Genomic DNA, 18307 nt, shown 5'->3' with positions numbered 1-18307 from the left:
CACCAAGATCGCACTGAAACTGGCGGGCACCCCGGCAACGGGGTGTCCGCCTCCGGTCTGCGGCAACCGCGAACACAAAACAAGGATCAGTAGCCGTACTTGTTGACCACGACCTGCACAATGTTGGTGTCGTCGTCCCGACCGTAGTCACTGATCGTGATGCGTACGTTCCAGCCGTCAATGACGCCAACACCCCGGCAGTCCAGTCCGCCCGCATTGATCCTCTGTTCCCGTACGCATGGCTTGTACTCCTGTGGCGTCAAACCCACCTGCTGAACGTACCGCTCCAGGTCACCCTCCCGGTACTTCCGGTGAGTGTCCCAACGGTATGCGTACTGGGAGCAAGGCCCATCAAGCGGGATGCACAGCGCACTGCCCACCGGCTGCTGTGTTCTCAAGGGTTCCCAGCCCGGCTCTGGCTGGAGGCGGTCGGCAATCGACTTGAGCTCAGCGACAATCTGATCGCTCTTCCACGATGACCAGAGGAAGAAAGCAGTGACAGAGGCAACCGTTACTGCCAGCACACCGAGCCATATTTTGCGGCCCCTGCTCAATCTCGTCCCGCTCCCCACGGCGTACCTCTCTGGTTGTGAGACCCGCAGCGCCTACGGACTTAACTGGCGCGGCGGTAACGGACGTGGGTGGCCAGCGGTGAGTGGAGCACCTCGGCGGGCTCGAAGCCGAAGGATTCAACCCCGTCGAAGATGCGCTCGCCCGAACCGAGCAGGACCGGTGCGATGTCGAGGGTAAGCTCGTCGATCACGCCGGCGATCAGCGCCTGCCGGACGGTGGAGGCCCCGCCGGCGATGTCCACGCCCTTATTCCCGGCGGCCTGGCGGGCTGCGGAGTAGGCCGCGTCGAAGCCCTCGGTGACGAAGTGGAAGGTCGTTCCGCCGTCCATCTGGATCGGGTCATGTCCGTGATGGGTCAGCACGAACACCGGCGCGTGGTACGGCGGTTCGGCTCCCCACCACCCGGTCCATTCTTCATCCCAGTCCCCGCGGATCGGGCCGAACATGTTCCGACCCATCACATACGCGCCCCGTGGGCGCATGAGCCACTCGTTCGCGACCTTGTCGGCGTCGTTGGCCCGCGGGTCGCCGATGTGCCAGCGGTGCAGCTCCTGCCCCCGCTTGCCCAGGGGGTTCTCGCGGCTCTGGTCCGGCCCGGCGACGAAGCCGTCCAGCGAGATCGACATGTGGCAGGTGGTGTCCGGCATCGCGAACCTCCTGAGGGATTGCGACTGGCATGCGGTCGTGTGGGGATTCTGGGGAGCCTAGCAGGTGATGGCATCCTCGCCAATGCCTCCGGCGGCTGGTCCCGCCGGTCTCCTCACCCGGGCGCATGCGTCGGATTGTGGGTCTCAATGTCGGTCTAGGCCTGGTTGACCGGAGACTCAGCCGCCTCGGTGAGTGCTTCGATCGCAAACTGCGCGTTGCCCCGGCGTTGCTGCGCCCAGAGGGCCCCAACTTGCGGTTGCCCTCACCGTTCACAAATGTTCTGTCACTGCCGCGTTACCGCGGGGCTTGCCGCGCTGATTCAGCCAACGTGACGCCTTTCGTGCGCTCGACCCCCCTGTCTTCCCGGGGGAGATACATCACGGCCGGCAACTCGCGTTTCCTTGGCCAGCTGTAGGGATTGTGACGCCCCTACCCCTTGGCTCCCGGCAGCCAGGTCGATGGGGCCGGCGAAGTGTCGCTGACCGGGCCCATGCACCGCGCGCACTGGAAGACGGGGCTCCCGTTTACGACGAAGGACGAGTAATGAGGTCCCTCGTTGTCGCAGCTGTAGCAATCGTTCATTGTGTAGAGGTTGCCTTCGTCGTCCACCCTGATCGTCATGCTCCCGATGGTAGGCGACGCCGTGCGCTGTGCCGAGACGGCCGGGCCGTGTTCAAGCAAGAACGAGGGCCGGAGTCGAAGCGACCCCGGCCCCCATCACGTTGGCGTTCACGCAGACCTGTTTGACGGCGACCTGGACTCAGTGTCGGACTCGCTGGATCACGTCGTCTCACTGGTTAGTGTGGGCAACCCCTAAATCCAGGCAAAGTAAAGGCCCCTGCTTCCCTTGTAAACAAAGGGAAGCAGGGGCCCCGCTATTTCGCGGTGACGGTGGGATTTGAACCCACGTTGGCTTTTACACCAAACAACATTTCGAGTGTTGCACCTTCGGCCGCTCGGACACGTCACCAACCTGACTAGGGTACCGGAGCAAGGCGCCCATCCACAAAACGAGCCCCAACGGCCCCTGCCCGCCGACTCGCCGGAACCCGTCACCCTTCCCCGCGAACAGCCCGGGCACTAGATTCGTAAGCACAATGACGACTTCTGAACAGCACGCCACGGCCACCGCCTATTGGACCGTCGGCCCGGAACAAGGCGAGCTCCGCAGCGAGGACCTGCCCGCCCCCGGACCCGGCGAGGCACTGGTCCGGACCCTGTATTCGGGCATCAGCAAGGGCACCGAACTGGTAGTCCACCACGCGAGCGTCCCGGAGTGCGTCGCAAACGCAATGGCCGCCCCCAACCAGGAGGGTTCCTTCCCCTACCCGGTGAAGTTCGGCTACCTCACCGTGGGCGTGGTCGAGGACGGACCGGAGGGCTGGGCCGGGAAGACCGTCTTCTGCCTCTATCCGCACCAGGACCGCTTCATCGTCCCGGTCGAAGCCCTCACCATCATTCCCGACGGCGTCCCGGCCCGCCGCGCGGTGCTCACCGGCACCGTGGAAACCGCGATCAACGGCCTCTGGGAGGCCGGACCCCGCCTGGGCGACAGGGTTGCCGTGATTGGGGCCGGACTGGTCGGCGGCATGGTGGCCAAGCTCCTGGCCGGGTTTCCGCTCGCGCGGCTGCAACTGATCGACGTCGACCCCGCCAAAAGAGCGTTCGCGGACGCACTCGGCGTCGACTTCAGCCACCCCGACGACGCCCTCCCGGACTGCGACATCGTGATCCACTGCTCGGCCTCGCAGGAAGGACTGCAACGGAGCCTGCAGCTGGTGGGCGACGACGGCGACATCATCGAAATGTCCTGGTACGCCGACCGGAAAATCTCCCTCCCACTGGGGGAGGACTTCCACGCCCGCCGTCTGTCCATCCGCGCCAGCCAGGTGGGGATGGTGGCCCGCGCCCGCCGGCACCGCCGCACCAACGCCGAGCGTCTCGCACTCGCCGTGTCCCTGCTGCAGGATCCGGTCTTCGATGCCTTCCTGACCGGCTCCTCGACGTTCGCAGAGCTCCCCGGCGTCGTCCAGCGCCTCGCCGACGGCAACCTGGACGCCCTGTGCCACGTCATCGAATACCCGTCCTGGGACGCTCAATCCGCCGCCCAGCCCACTGAGTTCAAATCCGCCGCCCAGCCCACCGAAGCCACGAGGTAGCCCGTGTTTAGTCTGACCGTCCGCCGCAATTTCATGATCGCCCACAGCCTTCCGCGCGAGGTCTTCGGCCCGGCCCAGGGCCTGCACGGGGCCACGTTCGTCACGGAGGTGACCTTCCGCCGTCGTGAGCTCAATGACGACGCGATTGTGCTGGACATCGGCGCCGCAGGGGACGCGGTGGACGAGATCCTGGACGAGCTGAACTACAAGAACCTCGACGAGCACCCGGACTTCTTCGGCAAGCTGAGCACCACCGAAGCCCTCGCCCGGTACATCGCCGACGCCGTCGCCGCCCAGATCCGTGTCGGCAACGACGGGCGCGACCTCGCCGGGCTGGACGTCACCCTGCGCGAGACCCCCGATGCCTGGGCCAGCTACTCGCTGGACTTCGACGCCCGCTAGGCGCCGCAGATGCCGCCGGCCAACCCTCGTATCCGTCTTGTGGTGCCCGGCAACGTCCGGCACAACTCCGGTGGCAACGTCTACAACGCGGCGCTCGCCGCCGAACTGGCGGCCCTCGGTGCCGCGGTGGAAACCTGCCCGCTCGACGGCGACTGGCCGGGAGGCAGCGCGGGGGACCGGCGGCGCCTGGCCACGCTGCTCCACGCCGGGCCCGACGGCGGCCCGGCCGGGGGCGGCGGCCCTGCAACTGCCGGCGCCGCAACCTGGGGCACGGTGACGGTGGTCGACAGCCTCCTCGCCTGCGGTGCGCCCGACGAGCTGGAAGCGGCTGCTGCGGCCGGGGTCCGGGTCTGGATCCTGCTGCACATGCCCCAGCCGGACCACGCGGAGCGCGAACGCAGGGCCCTGCGGGCCGCTGCCGGCGTCATCTGCACGAGCGGTTCGGCCGCGGCGGGCATCCGCGCCCGCCACGGCCTCGACGGCCTCCGGGTGGCCCTGCCCGGGACCGCCCCCGCGCCGCTCGCGTCCGGCAGCCTGTCAACCGGCGCGCCGCACCTCATCGCCGTGGCGGCCCTGCTGCCGAACAAGGACCAGTCGCTCCTGCTGGACGCGCTGGCCCGGCTCACGGATGTGCCCTGGACGGCGTCCCTCATCGGCTCGGACACCGCCGATCCGGCCTACGCCGCGCAGCTCCGGAAGTCCGTGGAACGCCTGGGCCTGGCCGGGAGGATCCGCATCCCGGGCGAGCTCCGTGGCCCGGCACTGGATGCTAAATGGGATGCGGCCGATCTCAGCCTGCTGATTTCCCGGGCCGAAACCTACGGCCTGGTGGTCACCGAATCGCTGGCCCGCGGCATTCCCGTGGTGGTGCGCCAGGGCACCGGAGCCGTCGAGGCGCTCGCCGCCGGCACCCTGCCCGGGCCGCCGGCGGCCGGCACTCCGACGCCGGACACTCCGCCCGGGACTCCGGTGCCCGGGTTGCCGGGCGCCGCCGTCGGGCTCGGAACGGACCCCGCTCCGCTGGCGGACCTGCTCCGCCGCTGGCTGGACGACCCCGGTCTCAGGGACCGCTGGCGGGAGGCGGCAGCGGCTGCCCGGGGCCGGTTGCCCGGCTGGGACGCCACCGCCCGGACCGTTCTGGGCTTCCTGTCGACGGAACCGACGGAACCCACGGAACCGACGGAACCCACCGAAACCGCGGAAACCGCGGAACTCGGTGAAACAGAGGCACCCAGAAACCAGACGGCGCGGGTTGATACGGCTTCTTGATACCGCTGACAGAGAAGCTGTTGGAGAATGAGCCCATGAGCACCCACCCTGTCGCCACGCAATCGCCGTCGGTAGAAAAGCCCGTCAACCTGCCGGAGCCGCAGAGCCTGACCCCGGAGCGGCTCCGGGCATGGTCCTGGCACCGGCAGGGCCTGGACGGCTCGCTGGCCGGCTGCACGGCGGAGCAGGTTCTCGCCCGGGCAGGCTGGGCCCGGTCCGTGGGCGGCGCCAACCCCTACCTCACGCTCTTCGCCCGCGCCGGCATCCGCCGCGAACAAGTGGACACCGACGTCCTCGCCCACCGGATCCTGGAACTCCCGGTCGCCCGCGGCTGCACCTACGTCCTGGGCCGGGAAGACTTCGCCTGGGCGCTTCAGCTGGGCCGGGACGCGGCCGAGTCCGCGTTCAAGGTGGTCGGCCGGCTCGGCGTGGATCGCGGCGAGATCACGCTGCTGGAAGAGCAGGTGCTGCACACCCTCGCCGAGGCGGAGGGGCCCATGGATCCGCGGCAGCTCAAGGACGAGCTCGGCGATTCAGTGCGCAACCTTGGCGAGGAAGGCAAGAAAAAGGGCGCCACCACCACGTTGCCTACCGCACTCGGGATCCTGCAGTCCGACGGCCGGATCCGCAGGGTCCCGGCGAACGGGCGCCTGGACCAGCAGCGCTACGCCTACCAGCCGTGGGGCCTGCCGCCCAGCGATCTTGACGACGAGGATGCGCGCACTGAGCTGATCCGCCGCTACCTGGGCTGGACCGGCGGGGCCACCTTCAAACAGTCGCAATGGTTTACGGGGTTCACCGTGGCGCAAAGCAAGGCGGCCCTCGCCGCCGTCGGCGCCGTCGAGGTGCCCACCGCCTTGTCCACAGTAATGGCCGGGTCACATGCCGCCGGCGGCGGGGACCCGCTGTGGATGCTGCCCGAGGACCTCGGCAGCCTCGCCGCCTTCGAGGAGCCGGCGGGGGAACAGATCCAGCTGCTGGCAGGAACGGATTCCCTGTTCCTGCTGCGCCGCAACGCGGCGGACCTGCTGGCCGAGGAGGACCTGCACAAGCCGGCACTGGGGTCGCTCGCGCTGCAGGCGGATCTCCCGGACCACCCGATCCTGGACCGCGGCCTGATCATCGGACTCTGGCAGTACGATCCGGCCCAGGAACGGATCGTGCCCTGGCTGTTCCACGGCCCCACGCCCGCGGTGACGCAGCGGATCGCCGAGGTGGAAGCCTGGATCCGCGAGGACCTCGGTGATTTCCGGGCCTTCAGCCTGGACTCTCCGGCCTCCCGGCAGAAGCGGATCGATGGGCTCGCGGCTTCCGCGGCAGCCTCAGCGTCACCGGCTGGCGCGTCATCTGCCGGCGGCGCAGGCTAGCCGGAACGGATCAGGCGCGGTGCCCGGCGAAGAAGTCCCGCAGCAGCGCTGCGCACTCCTGCTCACGGACGCCTGCAACCACTTCCACCCAGTGGTTGAGCCGGCGCTCGCGGAGGATGTCGAACACGGAACCAGCGGCGCCGGCCTTCTCGTCCCAGGCACCGAACACCACCCGCGGAATCCTGGCGAGGACGATCGCTCCAGCGCACATCGCGCAGGGTTCCAGCGTCACCACCAGCGTGCAGTCCTCCAGCCGCCAGCCGTCGTCGCCCTTGCCCTCCAGGGCCCGGTGCGACCGCAACCGCGCGGCGGCCTCCCGGATGGCGACCATCTCGGCGTGGGCCGTCGGGTCTCCGAGGGCCTCGCGTTCGTTTCGCCCGGTGCCCAGCACCGAACCGTCCGGCCCGATCACGACGGCGCCGATCGGCACGTCTGCGGTGGCCAGGGCATTCCGGGCCTCAACCAGGGCAAGGCCCATCCACTGGGCATGGCGGGGCTCAGGGGCAGTCATGGGTCAATGATAGTTTCGATCCTAAGCATGCTGTGCAGCCCGGCTGCGCAGTCCACGGGTTCAAATAGTCAAATATTCGGGAGACGGCCGTGACCACCAGAACAGAGAACTGGCTGACGGAGCGCTGGGGCAAATGGGTGGTGCCCTACGCGGCGCTGTGGATCACCATGCTGATCGGCGGCGTGGTGGTGGTGATCCTGGCCCTGACGAGTGCCGAGGTCTACGACAACGTGGTGGACGACGCGGGCCTGGCGAACCTGGACAAGCCGGCGCTGGCGTTCATGGAGCAGCTTCGCAACCCCGGCCTCGACGCGTTCATCACGGGATTCACCAACATCGGCGGCGGCATCGGGATGCCCATCCTGGCCAGCATCCTCACGGCAGTGCTCATCTACACCTCCCGGTCGTGGCGGCCGCTGATCCTGATCGGCGGCGCAGCCGCGGTCTCCGTGACGGCCACGTCCCTGGGCAAGAAACTGATCGGCCGGACCCGCCCGGACCATGCCGACGCCGTGCCGCCCTACGAGAACTCGCCGTCGTTCCCGAGCGGCCACACGCTGAACACCACGGTGGTGATCGCGCTCGTGGTGTACCTGGCCTGCCTGCACATCAAGCGGACCGGCGCCCGGATCGCCCTGATCGCCGCTGGTGTGATCTTCATCGTCGCGATGGGCCTGAGCAGGGTCTACCTGGGCCATCACTGGATGACGGATGTGATCGTCGGGTGGGTCATTGGTCTGGCGTGGGTGGGGATCGTGATCCTGGCCCACCGGCTCTTCCACGTGCTCCGGCACCGCGAACACGCCGGCGACGCGCCGACTTTTGAGCATCCCGCCCACCTGCATGAAGGCGCCACCAAAGGCAGTGCCGTCGGCACTGCACAGGCAGGGACGAACGACGCCGATACCTCCGGCCCCGCGGGACGGTCCTCAGCATCCGGGTGATAGTTTTGACCCATGCGCACTCTCGTTGTGGACCACCCGCTGGTCGCCCATAAGCTCACCGTTCTGCGGGACAAGAACACCCCGTCCCCGGTCTTCCGCCAGCTCACCGAGGAGCTTGTCACGCTCCTCGCGTACGAAGCCACGCGTGACGTCCGCACCGAACCGGTGACCATCGAGACCCCCGTCAGCACCACCGTCGGCACCGCGTTCACCAAGCCGACCCCGCTGGTGGTCCCGATCCTCCGGGCGGGGCTGGGCATGCTCGAGGGCATGACCAAGCTGGTCCCCACGGCCGAGGTCGGCTTCCTGGGCATGGCCCGGGACGAAGAGACCCTGGACATCATCACCTACGCCGAGCGCCTCCCCGAGGACCTCACGGACCGGCAGATCTTCGTCCTCGATCCCATGCTGGCCACCGGCGGGACCCTGCGCGAGGCCATCAAGTTCCTCTTCAAGCGCGGCGCCTCCGACGTCACCTGCATCTGCCTGCTTGCCGCCCCGGAGGGCCTGGCCAAGCTGGAGGAAGAGCTTTCAGAGGCCAACGTCACGATCGTGCTGGCCTCGATCGACGAGAAGCTCAACGAGAAGTCCTACATCGTGCCCGGCCTGGGCGACGCCGGAGACCGCCTGTACGGCATCGCCGGCTAGGAGCGGCGCCGCCGAGGCGCAACACGGAGGATCCCTTCCGCGTCGCCGCGGACCGCGCTAGCCTGTGCGCCATGGATTGGAAACTTGAACTCGTGTTTGTGCCGGTGTCCGATGTGGACCGGGCCAAGGATTTCTACGTCAATAAGGTGGGCTTCGACGCCGACTACGACGAACGGCCCATGGAGGGCCTCCGGTTTGTCCAGTTGACGCCTCCGGGCTCCGGCTGCTCGATTGCCATCGGTGAGGGCCTCAACGACGCCCCGCCCGGTACCGCACCGAGCCTGCAGCTTGTGGTCAGCGACATCCAGGCCGCGCACAAGCAGCTCAAGGACAACGGAGTGGACGTCAGCGACGTCGACGTCCAGGACTGGGGGCACTTTGTCCACTTCGCCGACCCTGACGGCAACAAGTGGGCAGTGCAGTACATCCCCCACCGGCCCAACGGCTGATCCCGGCAGGCTCCGCGCGGCAGGCTGACCCGGGGCCATGCGGCAGGATGGAGGCATGAGCTCTGCATCCCGTTCCGGCACCACCACCCTGACCGCCCGCGCCGTCCTGTTCGATATGGACGGCACGCTGGTGGATTCCACCAGCATCGTGGAGCAGGTGTGGACCACGTTTGCGGCCCGCTACGGCCTGGACATCGGCGAGATCCTGCGCTCCTCCCATGGCGTCCAGGCCATGGACACCGTCCGCAGGTTTGCTCCGGCCGGTTCCGACATCCAGGCCCTCGCGGCCGAGCTCGGCCGGATGGAGCTGGCCGAGACCCGGGGCATTGTTCCGGTTCCCGGCGCGCCGGAGCTGCTGGCGAGCCTGCCGCCGGATGCCGTGGCGCTGGTGACGAGCGCGTCACGGGACCTGGCCGGGGTCCGGATGGCAGCCGCGGGGATCGGCGTCCCGGCCGTCTCGGTCACATCGGAGGACGTCATGCGGGGCAAGCCCCACCCTGAGGGATACCTCCGGGCGGCCTCCCTGCTGGGTGTCGCCCCGGCCGATGCGGTGGTGTTCGAGGATGCCCCGGCAGGCATTGCCGCGGGCATCGCCGCCGGCGTCCGGACCGTGGCCGTGGGGCCCAATGCCGGCGAACTGCCGGACGGTGTGCTGCACATTCCCGACTACTCCGGGGTGGCCGTGACCACACACGTCACCGGCGCCGGCCTGCGCACCCTGTCCTTCACTTTCTAGCCCCCACCTTCTAGCCCGCCGCTGCCCGGCCCGGACCTGACGGCGGCGCCCGCCTACCCGGCCAGCAGGTACACGCTGGTCCCGCCCACGGTCCGGGCGGTGAAGTTGTCCTGCACCCAGGCGGCAATCTGCGCGGCGTCGTTGGCTCCGCTTTCGCCCTGCATCAGGCGCCCGGCAATGAAGTAGTGGATCCTGCCGTCGGCCACGTATTGCTGGAACTGCGCCAGGGTCGGTGCGGGGTCCGTGCCGTTGAACCCGCCCACGGCCATCACCGGGAGCTGCGTCGCCAGTTGGTAGCCGGCGGCGTTGTTGGATCCGACGACGGCGGCGGCCCACGTGTAGGGCCCGGCATCTGTCTGCAGCGCGGCCACGAGCGCCGCCGACGGCGTGCTGGCCCCGAGCAGGCCGCCCATTCCGCCCGCCCCTGGTCCGCGGCCTGTGCCTGTGCCTGTGCCGTTGGCCGTCGTGGCACCGCCGAAGCCGCCTCCTGCCGCGCCGCCGAGGGCCGGCGGTATCCCGGCCCCGCCCCGTCCGGACACGGACGGCCCGGCGCTGACAATCGAGCCGCTGTGGGCCGTGGCCGCGGTGGACAGCGAGTAGGCCAGCGGACCGGCGAAGGCCGCGGCGACGGCGAGCGCCGCCGTCGTTCGCGCCACCGTCTTGGACGCCATCATCCCCGTCCCCTTCACCGCTGCGGCCCCCTTGGCGCCCGGGGCCGCGGCGGCCAGCACCAGGCCGGCGGCGGCGAGCGCGCCCAGCAGCGTCACCCAGCGCAGCCACGGCATGTACGCCGCGGTGCGGACCAAAAGTTCGGCGGCCATGGCGCCGGCCGCTACGATCGCCACCGCGAGGACGGCGGCGGCCACGGGCTGGTTCCGCCGCTGCCAGAGCAGGACGCCGCCGAGCCCGGCGAGCCCGGCGATCCCCGGCGCCAGCGCCACCATGTAGTACGGGTGGATGATCCCGGCCATGAAGCTGAACGTCAGCCCGGTAACGGCAACCCAGGAGCCCCAGATGATCACCGAGGCCCGTACCGGGTCGGTGCGCGGCGCGCGGCGGCCCAGCCAGAGCAACCCCGCTCCGAGCAGCAGCGCCGAGGGCAGCAGCCAGGCGATCTGGCCGCCGAACTCGCTGTTGAAGAGCCGGAACAGCCCGGGGGTACCCCAGCCGTTGCTGCCGCCCACACTCCCGGTTTCATCGCCGTTCAGCCGACCCAGGCCGTTGTAGCCCAGGGTCAGTTCCAGGATGGAGTTGTTCTGCGAGCCGCCGATGTACGGGCGGTCCGCCGTGGGAATGAGTTCGACCGCGGCCAGCCACCACCCGGCGGCGACGGCCATCGCCGCGCCCGCGCCGAGCAGGTGAAGAATGCGCCTGCCTGCCGCTGCCGGCGCCGCGAGCAGGTAGGCCACGGCGAAACCGGGGACAACCAGCAGGACCTGCAGCTGCTTGGTGAGGAACCCGAAGCCCAGCAGCACCCCGGCGAACAGCAGCCAGCGCACGCGCGCGTCCTGGATGGAGCGCAAGACGGCGTAGGCGGCCGCGGTCATCAATAACACCAGCAGGGCGTCGGGGTTGTTGAACCGGAACATCAGCACGGCCACCGGTGTCAGGGCCATGGCCGCACCGGCGAGGAGCCCCGCGCGGTGGGCCAGGCCGGCGTCGGCCGTGGCGGGGGCCGCGGCCCGGCGGACGGCCAGATAGACCAGCCAGACCGTGCCGACCCCCATGAGCGCCTGCGGCACCAGGACGCTCCAGGAGCTCAGCCCGAAGATCCGCACCGACAGGCCCATCACCCACAGCGACGCCGGCGGCTTGTCCACGGTGATGGCGTTGGCGGCGTCGGAGGAGCCAAAGAACCAGGCCGCCCAATCCTCCGACCCGGCCTGGGCCGCCGCGGAGTAGAACGCGTTTGCCCAGCCGGAGGCGCCCAGGTTCCACAGGTACAGCACGACCGTGGCCAGCAGCAGCCCCGCCAGTTCCAGCCGCATCCGCAGGGCCGGGGCGCCAGGGACGGCGCGCGTGCCGCCGGCAGCCGGGGGCTCCAGTCGCCGGCGGCGGTCCCGGGCTTGCGGCCGCGGCCGCCCCGGCGCCGTGTCGGGGCGGGGGCTCAGGGTGTCAGTCATGGCGGTCTACGCTCCCAGTTTGTAGACGGTGGCGTTGCCCACGGTCTGGGCCTGGTAGTTGGCAGCGACCCAGGTGGCGACCTCGGAGTTGCCTCCGCGGCCTCCGCCCATGCCGCCCATGCCGCCGGAAATGAAGTAGCCGATCTCGCCGCGGTCCACCATCGCCTGGAACTGTGCGAGCGTCGGGTAGGGGTCGCCGCCGTTCCAGCCGCCGAGCGCGATCACGCTGGTGCCGGTGGCGAGTTCCAGGCTCGCAGCCTGGGTGGCGCCGGAGACAATCGCGGACCACTTGGCGCCGGAGGATTTCAGCAGCGCGGTAAACTCCGCCGAGGACGTTTCCCCGCCGGGGCCGCCGCCCATGCCGGCACTGCCCGCGCCGTCAGTGCCGGCGCCGTCACTGCCGGTCCTGCCTGCCGCCCCGAAGCCGCCGCCCATCGCGGACGCGGTGGGGCCCGACGTGGGGATCGAACCGGAATGCGGCTGGGCGACGGTCGCCAGTGTCCACGCGGTGCTTCCGAGCCCGCCGGCAAGAAGGCAGAGAATCACGACGCCGGCCGTGGCGGCCTTGCGGAACCGCGCCGGGAGAGCCGCCATGCCGTCCGCCCGCAGGAGCAGGGCCGCGGCGGCGAGGACGCCCAGGACCACCACGATCACCCGGAGCCCGGGAAGCCAGGACGGGTCGCGGCCCAAGAGCACGGCGGACCAGACTGAGGTGGCCAGCACCGTCACGGCCAGGACAACCCGGGCGGGCCAGTAGGCCCGGCCCCGCCACAGTTCCAGGGAACCGATGCCGGCCAGCGCCGCGATGGCGGGGGCCAGCGCCACGGCGTAGTACGGATGTACGGTGCCGCTCATGAAGCTGAAGATCCCCGCAGTGATGACCAGCCAGCCGCCCCACAGCAGGAGCGCCGCACGGGTTTTTGAGGTCCTGGCCTCGCGCCGGGTGAACCACAGCCCGGCGGCCAGCAGGATCAGGGCCGCCGGCAGCAGCCAGGACACCTCGCCGCCGAAGCTGGTCCCGAACATCCGGGTAATCCCGGCCGCGCCGCCGAAGCCGACGTTTCCGTTGCCTCCCGGGCCGCCGGCGTTGCCTCCCAGGTTTCCTCCGCCGGGCATGCCCCCGCCTGACCCGGTGATCCGGCCCAGGCCGTTGTAGCCGAACGTCAGTTCCAGGAAGCTGTTGGTCTCAGACCCCGCCATGTACGGCCGGACCGAGGCCGGCGTCAGCTGGAACAGCACAACGTAGCTGCCGGCCACGACGGCGATCCCGGCGGCGGCGGCCAGCAGGTGCAGGAGCCGGCGGCCGAGGGTGGTGGGCGCCGCCCACAGGTAGGCCAGGGCCAGCCCGGGAACGATCAGGAAGCCCTGCAGCATCTTGCTCAGGAACGCCAGGCCGATGACCGCGCCGGCCGCGGCGAGCCACTTCCAGCCGGCCTTCTCGATGGCGCGGGTGGTGAGGTAGGCCGCCAGCACCAGGCACAGGGTGAGCATCGCGTCCGGGTTGTTGAACCGGAACATGAGGGCGGCCACCGGGGTCAGCGCCAGGGCGCCGCCGGCGAGCAGGCCCGCGGCCGGCCCGGACACCCGCTTGATGGTCAGGTAGAGAAGCCCGACGGCGGCCACTCCCATGAGCGCCTGGGGAATGAGCATGCTCAGGGCCGAGAAACCAAAGATCCGTCCCGCGAGGGCGGGAATCCAGAGTGCGGCCGGGGGCTTGTCCACCGTGATGGCATTGCCGGCGTCGAGGGAGCCGAAGAGCAGCGCGGTCCAGTCCTTGGTCCCGGCCTGGATCGCCGCGGCATAGAAGGAGTTGGCGTAGCCGGTGGCCTCCAGATTCCACAGGTACAACGCCGCGGAGACCACCAGGAGCAGCGCTGCCGCGGGCCGCACCCAGCGGGGCTGCGGTCCGAACAGCAGCCGGTCCCGGCGGCCTTGGGCGGCCGGCGCCGGGGACGCGGGCAGATGGGGCGCCGTCCCGCCGTCTCCGGGAACCTGGTGTGGCTGTTCCTCGGCGGCCGGCAGCCTGCCGGCCGGGGAACCGCCCTGGGCTCCGGCGGTGGGACTGATGGTTGCCGTCATTTACTTGGCCTTTTCTGTGCGGGGGAGGGAAGGATCGGGGGCGCCGGGCGCCGGAACGGCAGCGGCGGGCCTGTGGCGGAAAACCACCAACCGGAAGAGCAGGAACTTCACGGCCGTGGCGGCCAGGTTGGCGGCGGTAACCGTGAGCAGTTCAAGCCAGCGGTCCGGGGCCGCTCCCGACGCGGCGTGAACGAGGGCGAGTGCGCCCGAGGTCAGGGCCAGCCCGATGCCGAAGACCAGCAGCCCCTCAAAATGGTGGCGAGCCGCCTGGCTGCCGCCCTGGATGCCGAACGTGAAGCGCCGGTTGGCCGCAGTGTTGGCCACGGCAGTGGTGAGTAAGGCGAGGAAGTTTGCCAGCTGCGGGTCCATGAACCCGCGGCAGAGCAGGAAAATCGCCAGGTAGGCCAGGGTGGAGGCCACCCCGATGCTGCCGAAGCGGACGAGCTGTCCGAAGAGGCTTCCGCCGGGGCTTTGTTCCTGTGCCCGCGAGGCGGCCGGCAGCGGTCCGCGGGCCAGGGCCGCGCGCAGGTCGGGAACCGGGATCCGGCCCGAGACCAGGTCCCGGCTCAACCGTGCCATGCCGCGCAAGTCCGCGAGGGCCGTCTGGACGATGTCCACGCTGGAATCCGGGTCGTCGGTCCAGTCCACCGGGACTTCGTGGACGCGCAGGCCGCACTTTTCTGCCAGGACCAGCAGCTCGGTGTCGAAGAACCAGGCGTTGTCCAGCGTGTGGGGAAGCAGTTGCCGGGCCACGTCCGCCCGGATCGCCTTGAAGCCGCACTGCGCGTCACTGAAGTGGGCGCCCATGAGGGCCTGGAGCAGGAAGTTGTAGCTGCGCGAGATGAATTCCCGTTTGGGTCCGCGGACCACGCGGGAGTTGCGGGACAGCCGTGTCCCGATCGCCAGGTCGGAGTGCCCGGAAATGAGCGGGGCAAGGAGCGGGCCGAGGGCCGCCAGATCAGTGGAAAGATCCACATCCATGTACGCCAGGACCGGCGACGGCGAGGCCAGCCACACCTTGCGGAGTGCGTTTCCGCGGCCCTTTTCTGCCATATGGACCACCGTCACTTCGCGCAGCTCGCGGGCTACCCGTTCCGCGGCCTTGAGCGTTCCGTCGGTGCTGGCGTTGTCCGCCACGGTGATCCGGAAGGAATGCGGGAAGGCGCCGAGCAGGTACGCGTGGAGCCGGCGCAGGCAGGCCTCGAGGTCCCGTTCCTCGTTGAAGACCGGGATGGTGACGTCCAGCAGGGGCGTGCTGGCGCGCGTATCAATGGCCGTGCGCCGGCCGCCGGGGACGGTCAGGGCCCCGGCGATCGGGCCCGGGACGGGTGCGTCGGCCAGGGCAAGCCCCGAGGGTGCCCCGGGGGCCGCCGGGCCGGCCGGCGTCGCCGTGGAGCGGGGCAGGGTTCCTGTGGCCTGGTCTGTGAATGTCATGGCTCAACTTTCCCGGCGGCCCATATGAGGGCTTTAGGGTCAAGCTGTGCGGGGGCTGTGGAAGTCCGGGCCGCCGGGGCCGGTCCGGCCGTGGAGACGCAAAGAGGCCCCGGATCCATGCGGATCCGGGGCCTCCAGGGCGGGGGGCGGCTAGTGCCGGTTTAGTACCAGTTGTGTGCGTAGTGGAAGTTCAGGGCACCGCAGGGGGAACCGTAGCGCGACTTGACGTAGTTCAGGCCCCAGTTGATCTGGGTCCGGTAGTTGGTCATGTAATCGGCGCCGGCGCTCGCCATCTTCGAGGCGGGCAGGGACTGGACCACGCCGTAGGCGCCGCTGCTGGCGTTCGTGGCGGTGGTCTTCCAGTCGGATTCCTTGGTCCACAGCTTGTGCAGGCACTGCATCTGGCCGGGTGCCCAGCCATAGCTTCCCAGCTGGGACGCGGCGTAGGCCTGCGCGCCGGCGGGGTCGTCGACTGCGACCGGCGCGGCTGCCGGTGCCGGTGCCGGAGCGGCTGCCGGTGCCGGAGCGGGGGCCGCCGCGGGAGCCGGAGCAGGTGCGGGGGCTGCCGCGGGGGCCGGAGCAGGTGCTGCCGCGGCTGCCGGTGCGGCAGCAGCGGGCGCGTGGATCAGCGCTTCGGCTGCCTTAACCTCCGAGATCTGGGGAGCCACGTTCTTTTCCGTGGCAGCGGTCGGCCCAGCCACCTGGACCCGCTCGAAGTTGAGCTTGGCCAGCGGGTCAGCCATCGTGGCCGTCTGGCTCGCAACGTTCGCCGTGTGGGCGCCCGGCTCTGCCGCCTGGCTCGCGGCGCCGCCACCCAGCAGCAGCGCGCACGCGGCGGTGACGACGGCGGCACGGCGGCCGGTTACACCGAGCCCGGCGGCGAACCGCGACAGGGCGGATGCCTGCTTGACCGGTTCGGCGCGGTGGCGCGACTTGGCGGCGCCAACTGAGCGGGAATGCGAACCGCCGTCAGGGCGTGTTTGTACCTGGAATTCAGTCATGGTGGCCTCTCAACGCCGGCGGAGTTAGCTGTCGGGTTCGGATGAGGTCATCCGGCCGCACGGAACATCACGTGTCGGCTTCACCCCGAGGGCGCATGAAAGCAGATTGCCCGGGAACTCTGGGTCCCCCGCCTCTGCCTGGTCCAGCGGAATCCGGGAAGCGGCAGAGTTTGGCGTCCGTCCGGATATGCGGCACCGATGGCGGCGCACGCTAACGACGCTACAGGACCCGGCTGCTTAAGTCACATTTTGGTAACAGGAGTCACAGTGCCGGGGTGTCGGGTTGCGCCGGGCTCGCCGGTCGACCGTCCGGGCCGTTTGCGCCGACGGCGGCCGTTCCGGTTACGCCGGCGGCGGCGAGGCGGGCAGCCGCACGGCGAACTCCGTGCGGCCCGGCCGGGACGTGACCTCGACTGTTCCTCCGTGGGCCTCCACGATCGACTGGACAATGGACAGGCCCAACCCGCTGGTGCCCTCGGACGTCGGCGCGGCGGTCGCCGTGCCGTGACCTCCGCGGCTGCCGGAAACGGCGCCGGAGGACGAGCGTGCGGGAGCCCCGGACCCGACCCTCGCCGTCGCGACGGCAGAATCGGCGGGGACGGCTGCGGGGTTCGACGCCGGATTGGTGCGCGAGGCGTCGGCCCGGGTGAAGCGGGCGAAGACCCGGCCGATAAATTCCGGGGCGATGCCGCTGCCATTGTCTGTCACGGTGACCACGGCACTGCCGTCAGCCGAGCGCATAACGCCCGTGACCACCTTGGTCCCGGGTTCCGTGTGCTTGCGCGCATTGGACAGCAGGTTGGCGAGGACCTGGTGAAGCTGGGTCGCATCACCGCGCACCACCACGGGCTCGTCCGGAAGTTCCAGCTGCCAGATGCGGTCCGGGGCCATGACTTTCTCATCGCTGACCGTCTCGATGGCCAGCTGGGTGAGGTCGACGTCGGAGATTTTGAGCGGCTGTCCCTCGTCCAGGCGCGCCAGCAGCAGCAGGTCCTCCACGAGCGTGGTCATCCGCTCGGACTGGCTTTGCACACGGGCGAGGGACCTCTCGCCGTCGGGGGTGAAATGCTCGGTCATCCGCATCAGCTCCGTGTAGCCGCGAATGGCCGTCAGCGGGGTGCGGAGTTCGTGCGAGGCGTCGGCGACGAACTGCCGGACCTTCATCTCGCTCTCCTGCCGCGCCTCGAGAGCGTTGGAGACGTTGTCCAGCATCTTGTTCAGCGCGTAGCCCACGCTGCCCACTTCCGTTCCGGGATGGGCCGCCGACGTCGGGACGCGGACCCCGAGCGCCACCTCGCCGGCGTCCAGCGGGAGACGGGAGACCTTGGTGGCAACCTCGGAGAGCTGTTCCAGCGGCTTCATGGTCCGCCGGATCAGGGCCGTGCCGGCGAGCCCGATCAGCACGAGCCCGCCTGCGGACACCACCACCATGGTCCAGACCAGGGAGGCCAGGGTGCTTTGTTTTTCTGCCAGCGGGAGTCCGGTCACAATCACGTCGCCGTACGGTGTTCGCGCCGCCGTGAGCCGGTAGGCGCCGGCCGAAAGGCTGCGGTCCACGGACACGCCGCTCGGGGTGAGGGCCAGGAGAACCTTGTTGTCGGCGGGGGAGAGGTTCTTGACCGCGCCGTCCCCGGCCAGGAATCCTGCCCTGCTGACTTCGCCGTCCACTATCCGTGCGTTAAGCGTCCCGACGCCCTGTCCCCGGGCTTCGAGGGGGTCGGGGCGTCTGCCCGAATCGTCCGAGGAGGGCCGGCCGAATTCGCTCGAACGGTGGGAGGCCTGGTCCAGCTGGGTGTCGAGTTGCCGGGTGAGGAAGAGGTCCATGGAGGCGTAGCTGAACAAGCCCACAGCGCCGCAGATGGCCACGAGCAGCGCCATGGCGACCAGGACCAGCCGGGTGCGCAAATGCCACGTCGACGGGTTGCGCCAGTCGCGTCCGGGGACGCGGGTCATGCCGGAAAGTGA

17 protein-coding genes, 1 tRNA gene and 1 riboswitch are annotated in these 18307 nt (G+C 69.8%); of the genes, 8 read left to right on the top strand and 10 right to left on the bottom strand.

Annotated elements, in window-relative coordinates; all coding sequences use genetic code 11:
• Nucleotides 1-86 precede the first annotated feature (86 nt).
• The 4 genes from AC1DN2_RS13035 to AC1DN2_RS13020 all read right to left on the bottom strand — a co-directional run bounded on the left by AC1DN2_RS13035 (nt 87) and on the right by AC1DN2_RS13020 (nt 2190).
• Entirely contained in the window at nt 87-524 is a 438-nt protein-coding gene (locus tag AC1DN2_RS13035; protein ID WP_476850636.1) for a hypothetical protein, read from the bottom strand.
• A gap of 89 nt (nt 525-613) precedes the next feature.
• Nucleotides 614-1219, bottom strand: coding sequence for a dihydrofolate reductase family protein (locus AC1DN2_RS13030; protein ID WP_476850635.1), 606 nt, complete (start codon nt 1217-1219; stop codon nt 614-616).
• A gap of 430 nt (nt 1220-1649) precedes the next feature.
• A complete protein-coding gene (locus AC1DN2_RS13025; RefSeq protein WP_476850634.1) occupies nt 1650-1841 on the bottom strand; it encodes a hypothetical protein in 192 nt (63 codons plus the stop codon).
• 262 nt (nt 1842-2103) lie between these two features.
• Nucleotides 2104-2190, bottom strand: a tRNA-Ser gene (locus AC1DN2_RS13020).
• Between the two features lie 127 nt (nt 2191-2317).
• Here AC1DN2_RS13020 and AC1DN2_RS13015 point away from each other — a divergent pair.
• The 4 genes from AC1DN2_RS13015 to AC1DN2_RS13000 are packed head-to-tail and all read left to right on the top strand — an operon-like array spanning nt 2318 to nt 6417.
• Nucleotides 2318-3379 (top strand): zinc-dependent alcohol dehydrogenase, encoded by a 1062-nt coding sequence (locus tag AC1DN2_RS13015; RefSeq protein WP_476850633.1) that lies wholly within the window; start codon nt 2318-2320, stop codon nt 3377-3379.
• A gap of 3 nt (nt 3380-3382) precedes the next feature.
• Entirely contained in the window at nt 3383-3781 is a 399-nt protein-coding gene (locus tag AC1DN2_RS13010; RefSeq protein WP_476850632.1) for a 6-pyruvoyl trahydropterin synthase family protein, read from the top strand.
• Between the two features lie 9 nt (nt 3782-3790).
• The gene (locus AC1DN2_RS13005) at nt 3791-5050 is read left to right on the top strand and encodes a glycosyltransferase (RefSeq protein ID WP_476850631.1); all 1260 of its coding nucleotides are present in this window, start codon (nt 3791-3793) and stop codon (nt 5048-5050) included.
• A gap of 35 nt (nt 5051-5085) precedes the next feature.
• Nucleotides 5086-6417: a DNA glycosylase AlkZ-like family protein gene (locus AC1DN2_RS13000; protein WP_476850630.1), complete on the top strand. Its 1332-nt coding sequence runs from the start codon at nt 5086-5088 to the stop codon at nt 6415-6417.
• A gap of 10 nt (nt 6418-6427) precedes the next feature.
• Here the strand turns inward: AC1DN2_RS13000 and AC1DN2_RS12995 are convergent, their stop codons facing one another.
• Entirely contained in the window at nt 6428-6928 is a 501-nt protein-coding gene (locus AC1DN2_RS12995; protein WP_230008679.1) for a nucleoside deaminase, read from the bottom strand.
• 89 nt (nt 6929-7017) lie between these two features.
• Between AC1DN2_RS12995 and AC1DN2_RS12990 the strand changes: the two genes are divergently transcribed.
• From AC1DN2_RS12990 to AC1DN2_RS12975, 4 genes are all read left to right on the top strand, one after another.
• Complete coding sequence (locus tag AC1DN2_RS12990) at nt 7018-7872, top strand: phosphatase PAP2 family protein (protein WP_230008678.1); 855 nt, start codon at nt 7018-7020, stop codon at nt 7870-7872.
• Between the two features lie 12 nt (nt 7873-7884).
• Nucleotides 7885-8520, top strand: a complete 636-nt coding sequence (gene upp / locus AC1DN2_RS12985; RefSeq protein ID WP_018774274.1) for a uracil phosphoribosyltransferase — start codon at nt 7885-7887, stop codon at nt 8518-8520.
• Between the two features lie 71 nt (nt 8521-8591).
• On the top strand, nt 8592-8969 hold the full coding sequence (locus AC1DN2_RS12980) for a glyoxalase superfamily protein (RefSeq protein WP_476850629.1): 378 nt from the start codon (nt 8592-8594) through the stop codon (nt 8967-8969).
• A gap of 55 nt (nt 8970-9024) precedes the next feature.
• The gene (locus tag AC1DN2_RS12975) at nt 9025-9705 is read left to right on the top strand and encodes an HAD-IA family hydrolase (protein WP_476850628.1); all 681 of its coding nucleotides are present in this window, start codon (nt 9025-9027) and stop codon (nt 9703-9705) included.
• A gap of 53 nt (nt 9706-9758) precedes the next feature.
• Here the strand turns inward: AC1DN2_RS12975 and AC1DN2_RS12970 are convergent, their stop codons facing one another.
• The 5 genes from AC1DN2_RS12970 to AC1DN2_RS12950 form a co-directional block, all read right to left on the bottom strand.
• Nucleotides 9759-11828, bottom strand: a complete 2070-nt coding sequence (locus tag AC1DN2_RS12970; RefSeq protein WP_476850627.1) for an ArnT family glycosyltransferase — start codon at nt 11826-11828, stop codon at nt 9759-9761.
• A gap of 6 nt (nt 11829-11834) precedes the next feature.
• The gene (locus tag AC1DN2_RS12965) at nt 11835-13907 is read right to left on the bottom strand and encodes a glycosyltransferase family 39 protein (protein ID WP_476850626.1); all 2073 of its coding nucleotides are present in this window, start codon (nt 13905-13907) and stop codon (nt 11835-11837) included.
• The gene (locus tag AC1DN2_RS12960; protein WP_476850625.1) at nt 13908-15341 is read right to left on the bottom strand and encodes a bifunctional glycosyltransferase family 2/GtrA family protein; all 1434 of its coding nucleotides are present in this window, start codon (nt 15339-15341) and stop codon (nt 13908-13910) included. It abuts the gene before it with no gap.
• 161 nt (nt 15342-15502) lie between these two features.
• Nucleotides 15503-16342, bottom strand: coding sequence for an aggregation-promoting factor C-terminal-like domain-containing protein (locus AC1DN2_RS12955; protein ID WP_476850624.1), 840 nt, complete (start codon nt 16340-16342; stop codon nt 15503-15505).
• Nucleotides 16342-16501: riboswitch (cyclic di-AMP (ydaO/yuaA leader) on the bottom strand. It overlaps the preceding gene by 1 nt.
• Nucleotides 16502-16684: 183 nt before the next feature.
• Complete coding sequence (locus AC1DN2_RS12950; protein ID WP_476850623.1) at nt 16685-18295, bottom strand: sensor histidine kinase; 1611 nt, start codon at nt 18293-18295, stop codon at nt 16685-16687.
• Nucleotides 18296-18307 lie beyond the last annotated feature (12 nt).

Source organism: Arthrobacter sp. 01L42, assembly GCF_056400005.1.
The sequence above is the reverse complement of the archived record's forward strand: the minus strand, read 5'-3'. Positions and strand labels throughout refer to the sequence as shown.

What these genes read in the sequence shown, in the direction of transcription:
- AC1DN2_RS12965 (WP_476850626.1), bottom strand. Translation starts at nt 13,907, where the DNA reads ATGACGGCAACCATCAGTCCCACCGCCGGAGCCCAGGGCGGTTCCCCG.
- AC1DN2_RS13000 (WP_476850630.1), top strand. Translation starts at nt 5,086, where the DNA reads ATGAGCACCCACCCTGTCGCCACGCAATCGCCGTCGGTAGAAAAGCCC.
- AC1DN2_RS13005 (WP_476850631.1), top strand. Translation starts at nt 3,791, where the DNA reads ATGCCGCCGGCCAACCCTCGTATCCGTCTTGTGGTGCCCGGCAACGTC.
- AC1DN2_RS12950 (WP_476850623.1), bottom strand. Translation starts at nt 18,295, where the DNA reads ATGACCCGCGTCCCCGGACGCGACTGGCGCAACCCGTCGACGTGGCAT.
- AC1DN2_RS12980 (WP_476850629.1), top strand. Translation starts at nt 8,592, where the DNA reads ATGGATTGGAAACTTGAACTCGTGTTTGTGCCGGTGTCCGATGTGGAC.
- AC1DN2_RS13030 (WP_476850635.1), bottom strand. Translation starts at nt 1,219, where the DNA reads ATGCCGGACACCACCTGCCACATGTCGATCTCGCTGGACGGCTTCGTC.
- AC1DN2_RS13015 (WP_476850633.1), top strand. Translation starts at nt 2,318, where the DNA reads ATGACGACTTCTGAACAGCACGCCACGGCCACCGCCTATTGGACCGTC.
- AC1DN2_RS12975 (WP_476850628.1), top strand. Translation starts at nt 9,025, where the DNA reads ATGAGCTCTGCATCCCGTTCCGGCACCACCACCCTGACCGCCCGCGCC.
- AC1DN2_RS12955 (WP_476850624.1), bottom strand. Translation starts at nt 16,342, where the DNA reads ATGACTGAATTCCAGGTACAAACACGCCCTGACGGCGGTTCGCATTCC.
- AC1DN2_RS12995 (WP_230008679.1), bottom strand. Translation starts at nt 6,928, where the DNA reads ATGACTGCCCCTGAGCCCCGCCATGCCCAGTGGATGGGCCTTGCCCTG.
- upp (WP_018774274.1), top strand. Translation starts at nt 7,885, where the DNA reads ATGCGCACTCTCGTTGTGGACCACCCGCTGGTCGCCCATAAGCTCACC.
- AC1DN2_RS12970 (WP_476850627.1), bottom strand. Translation starts at nt 11,828, where the DNA reads ATGACTGACACCCTGAGCCCCCGCCCCGACACGGCGCCGGGGCGGCCG.
- AC1DN2_RS13025 (WP_476850634.1), bottom strand. Translation starts at nt 1,841, where the DNA reads ATGACGATCAGGGTGGACGACGAAGGCAACCTCTACACAATGAACGAT.
- AC1DN2_RS12960 (WP_476850625.1), bottom strand. Translation starts at nt 15,341, where the DNA reads ATGACATTCACAGACCAGGCCACAGGAACCCTGCCCCGCTCCACGGCG.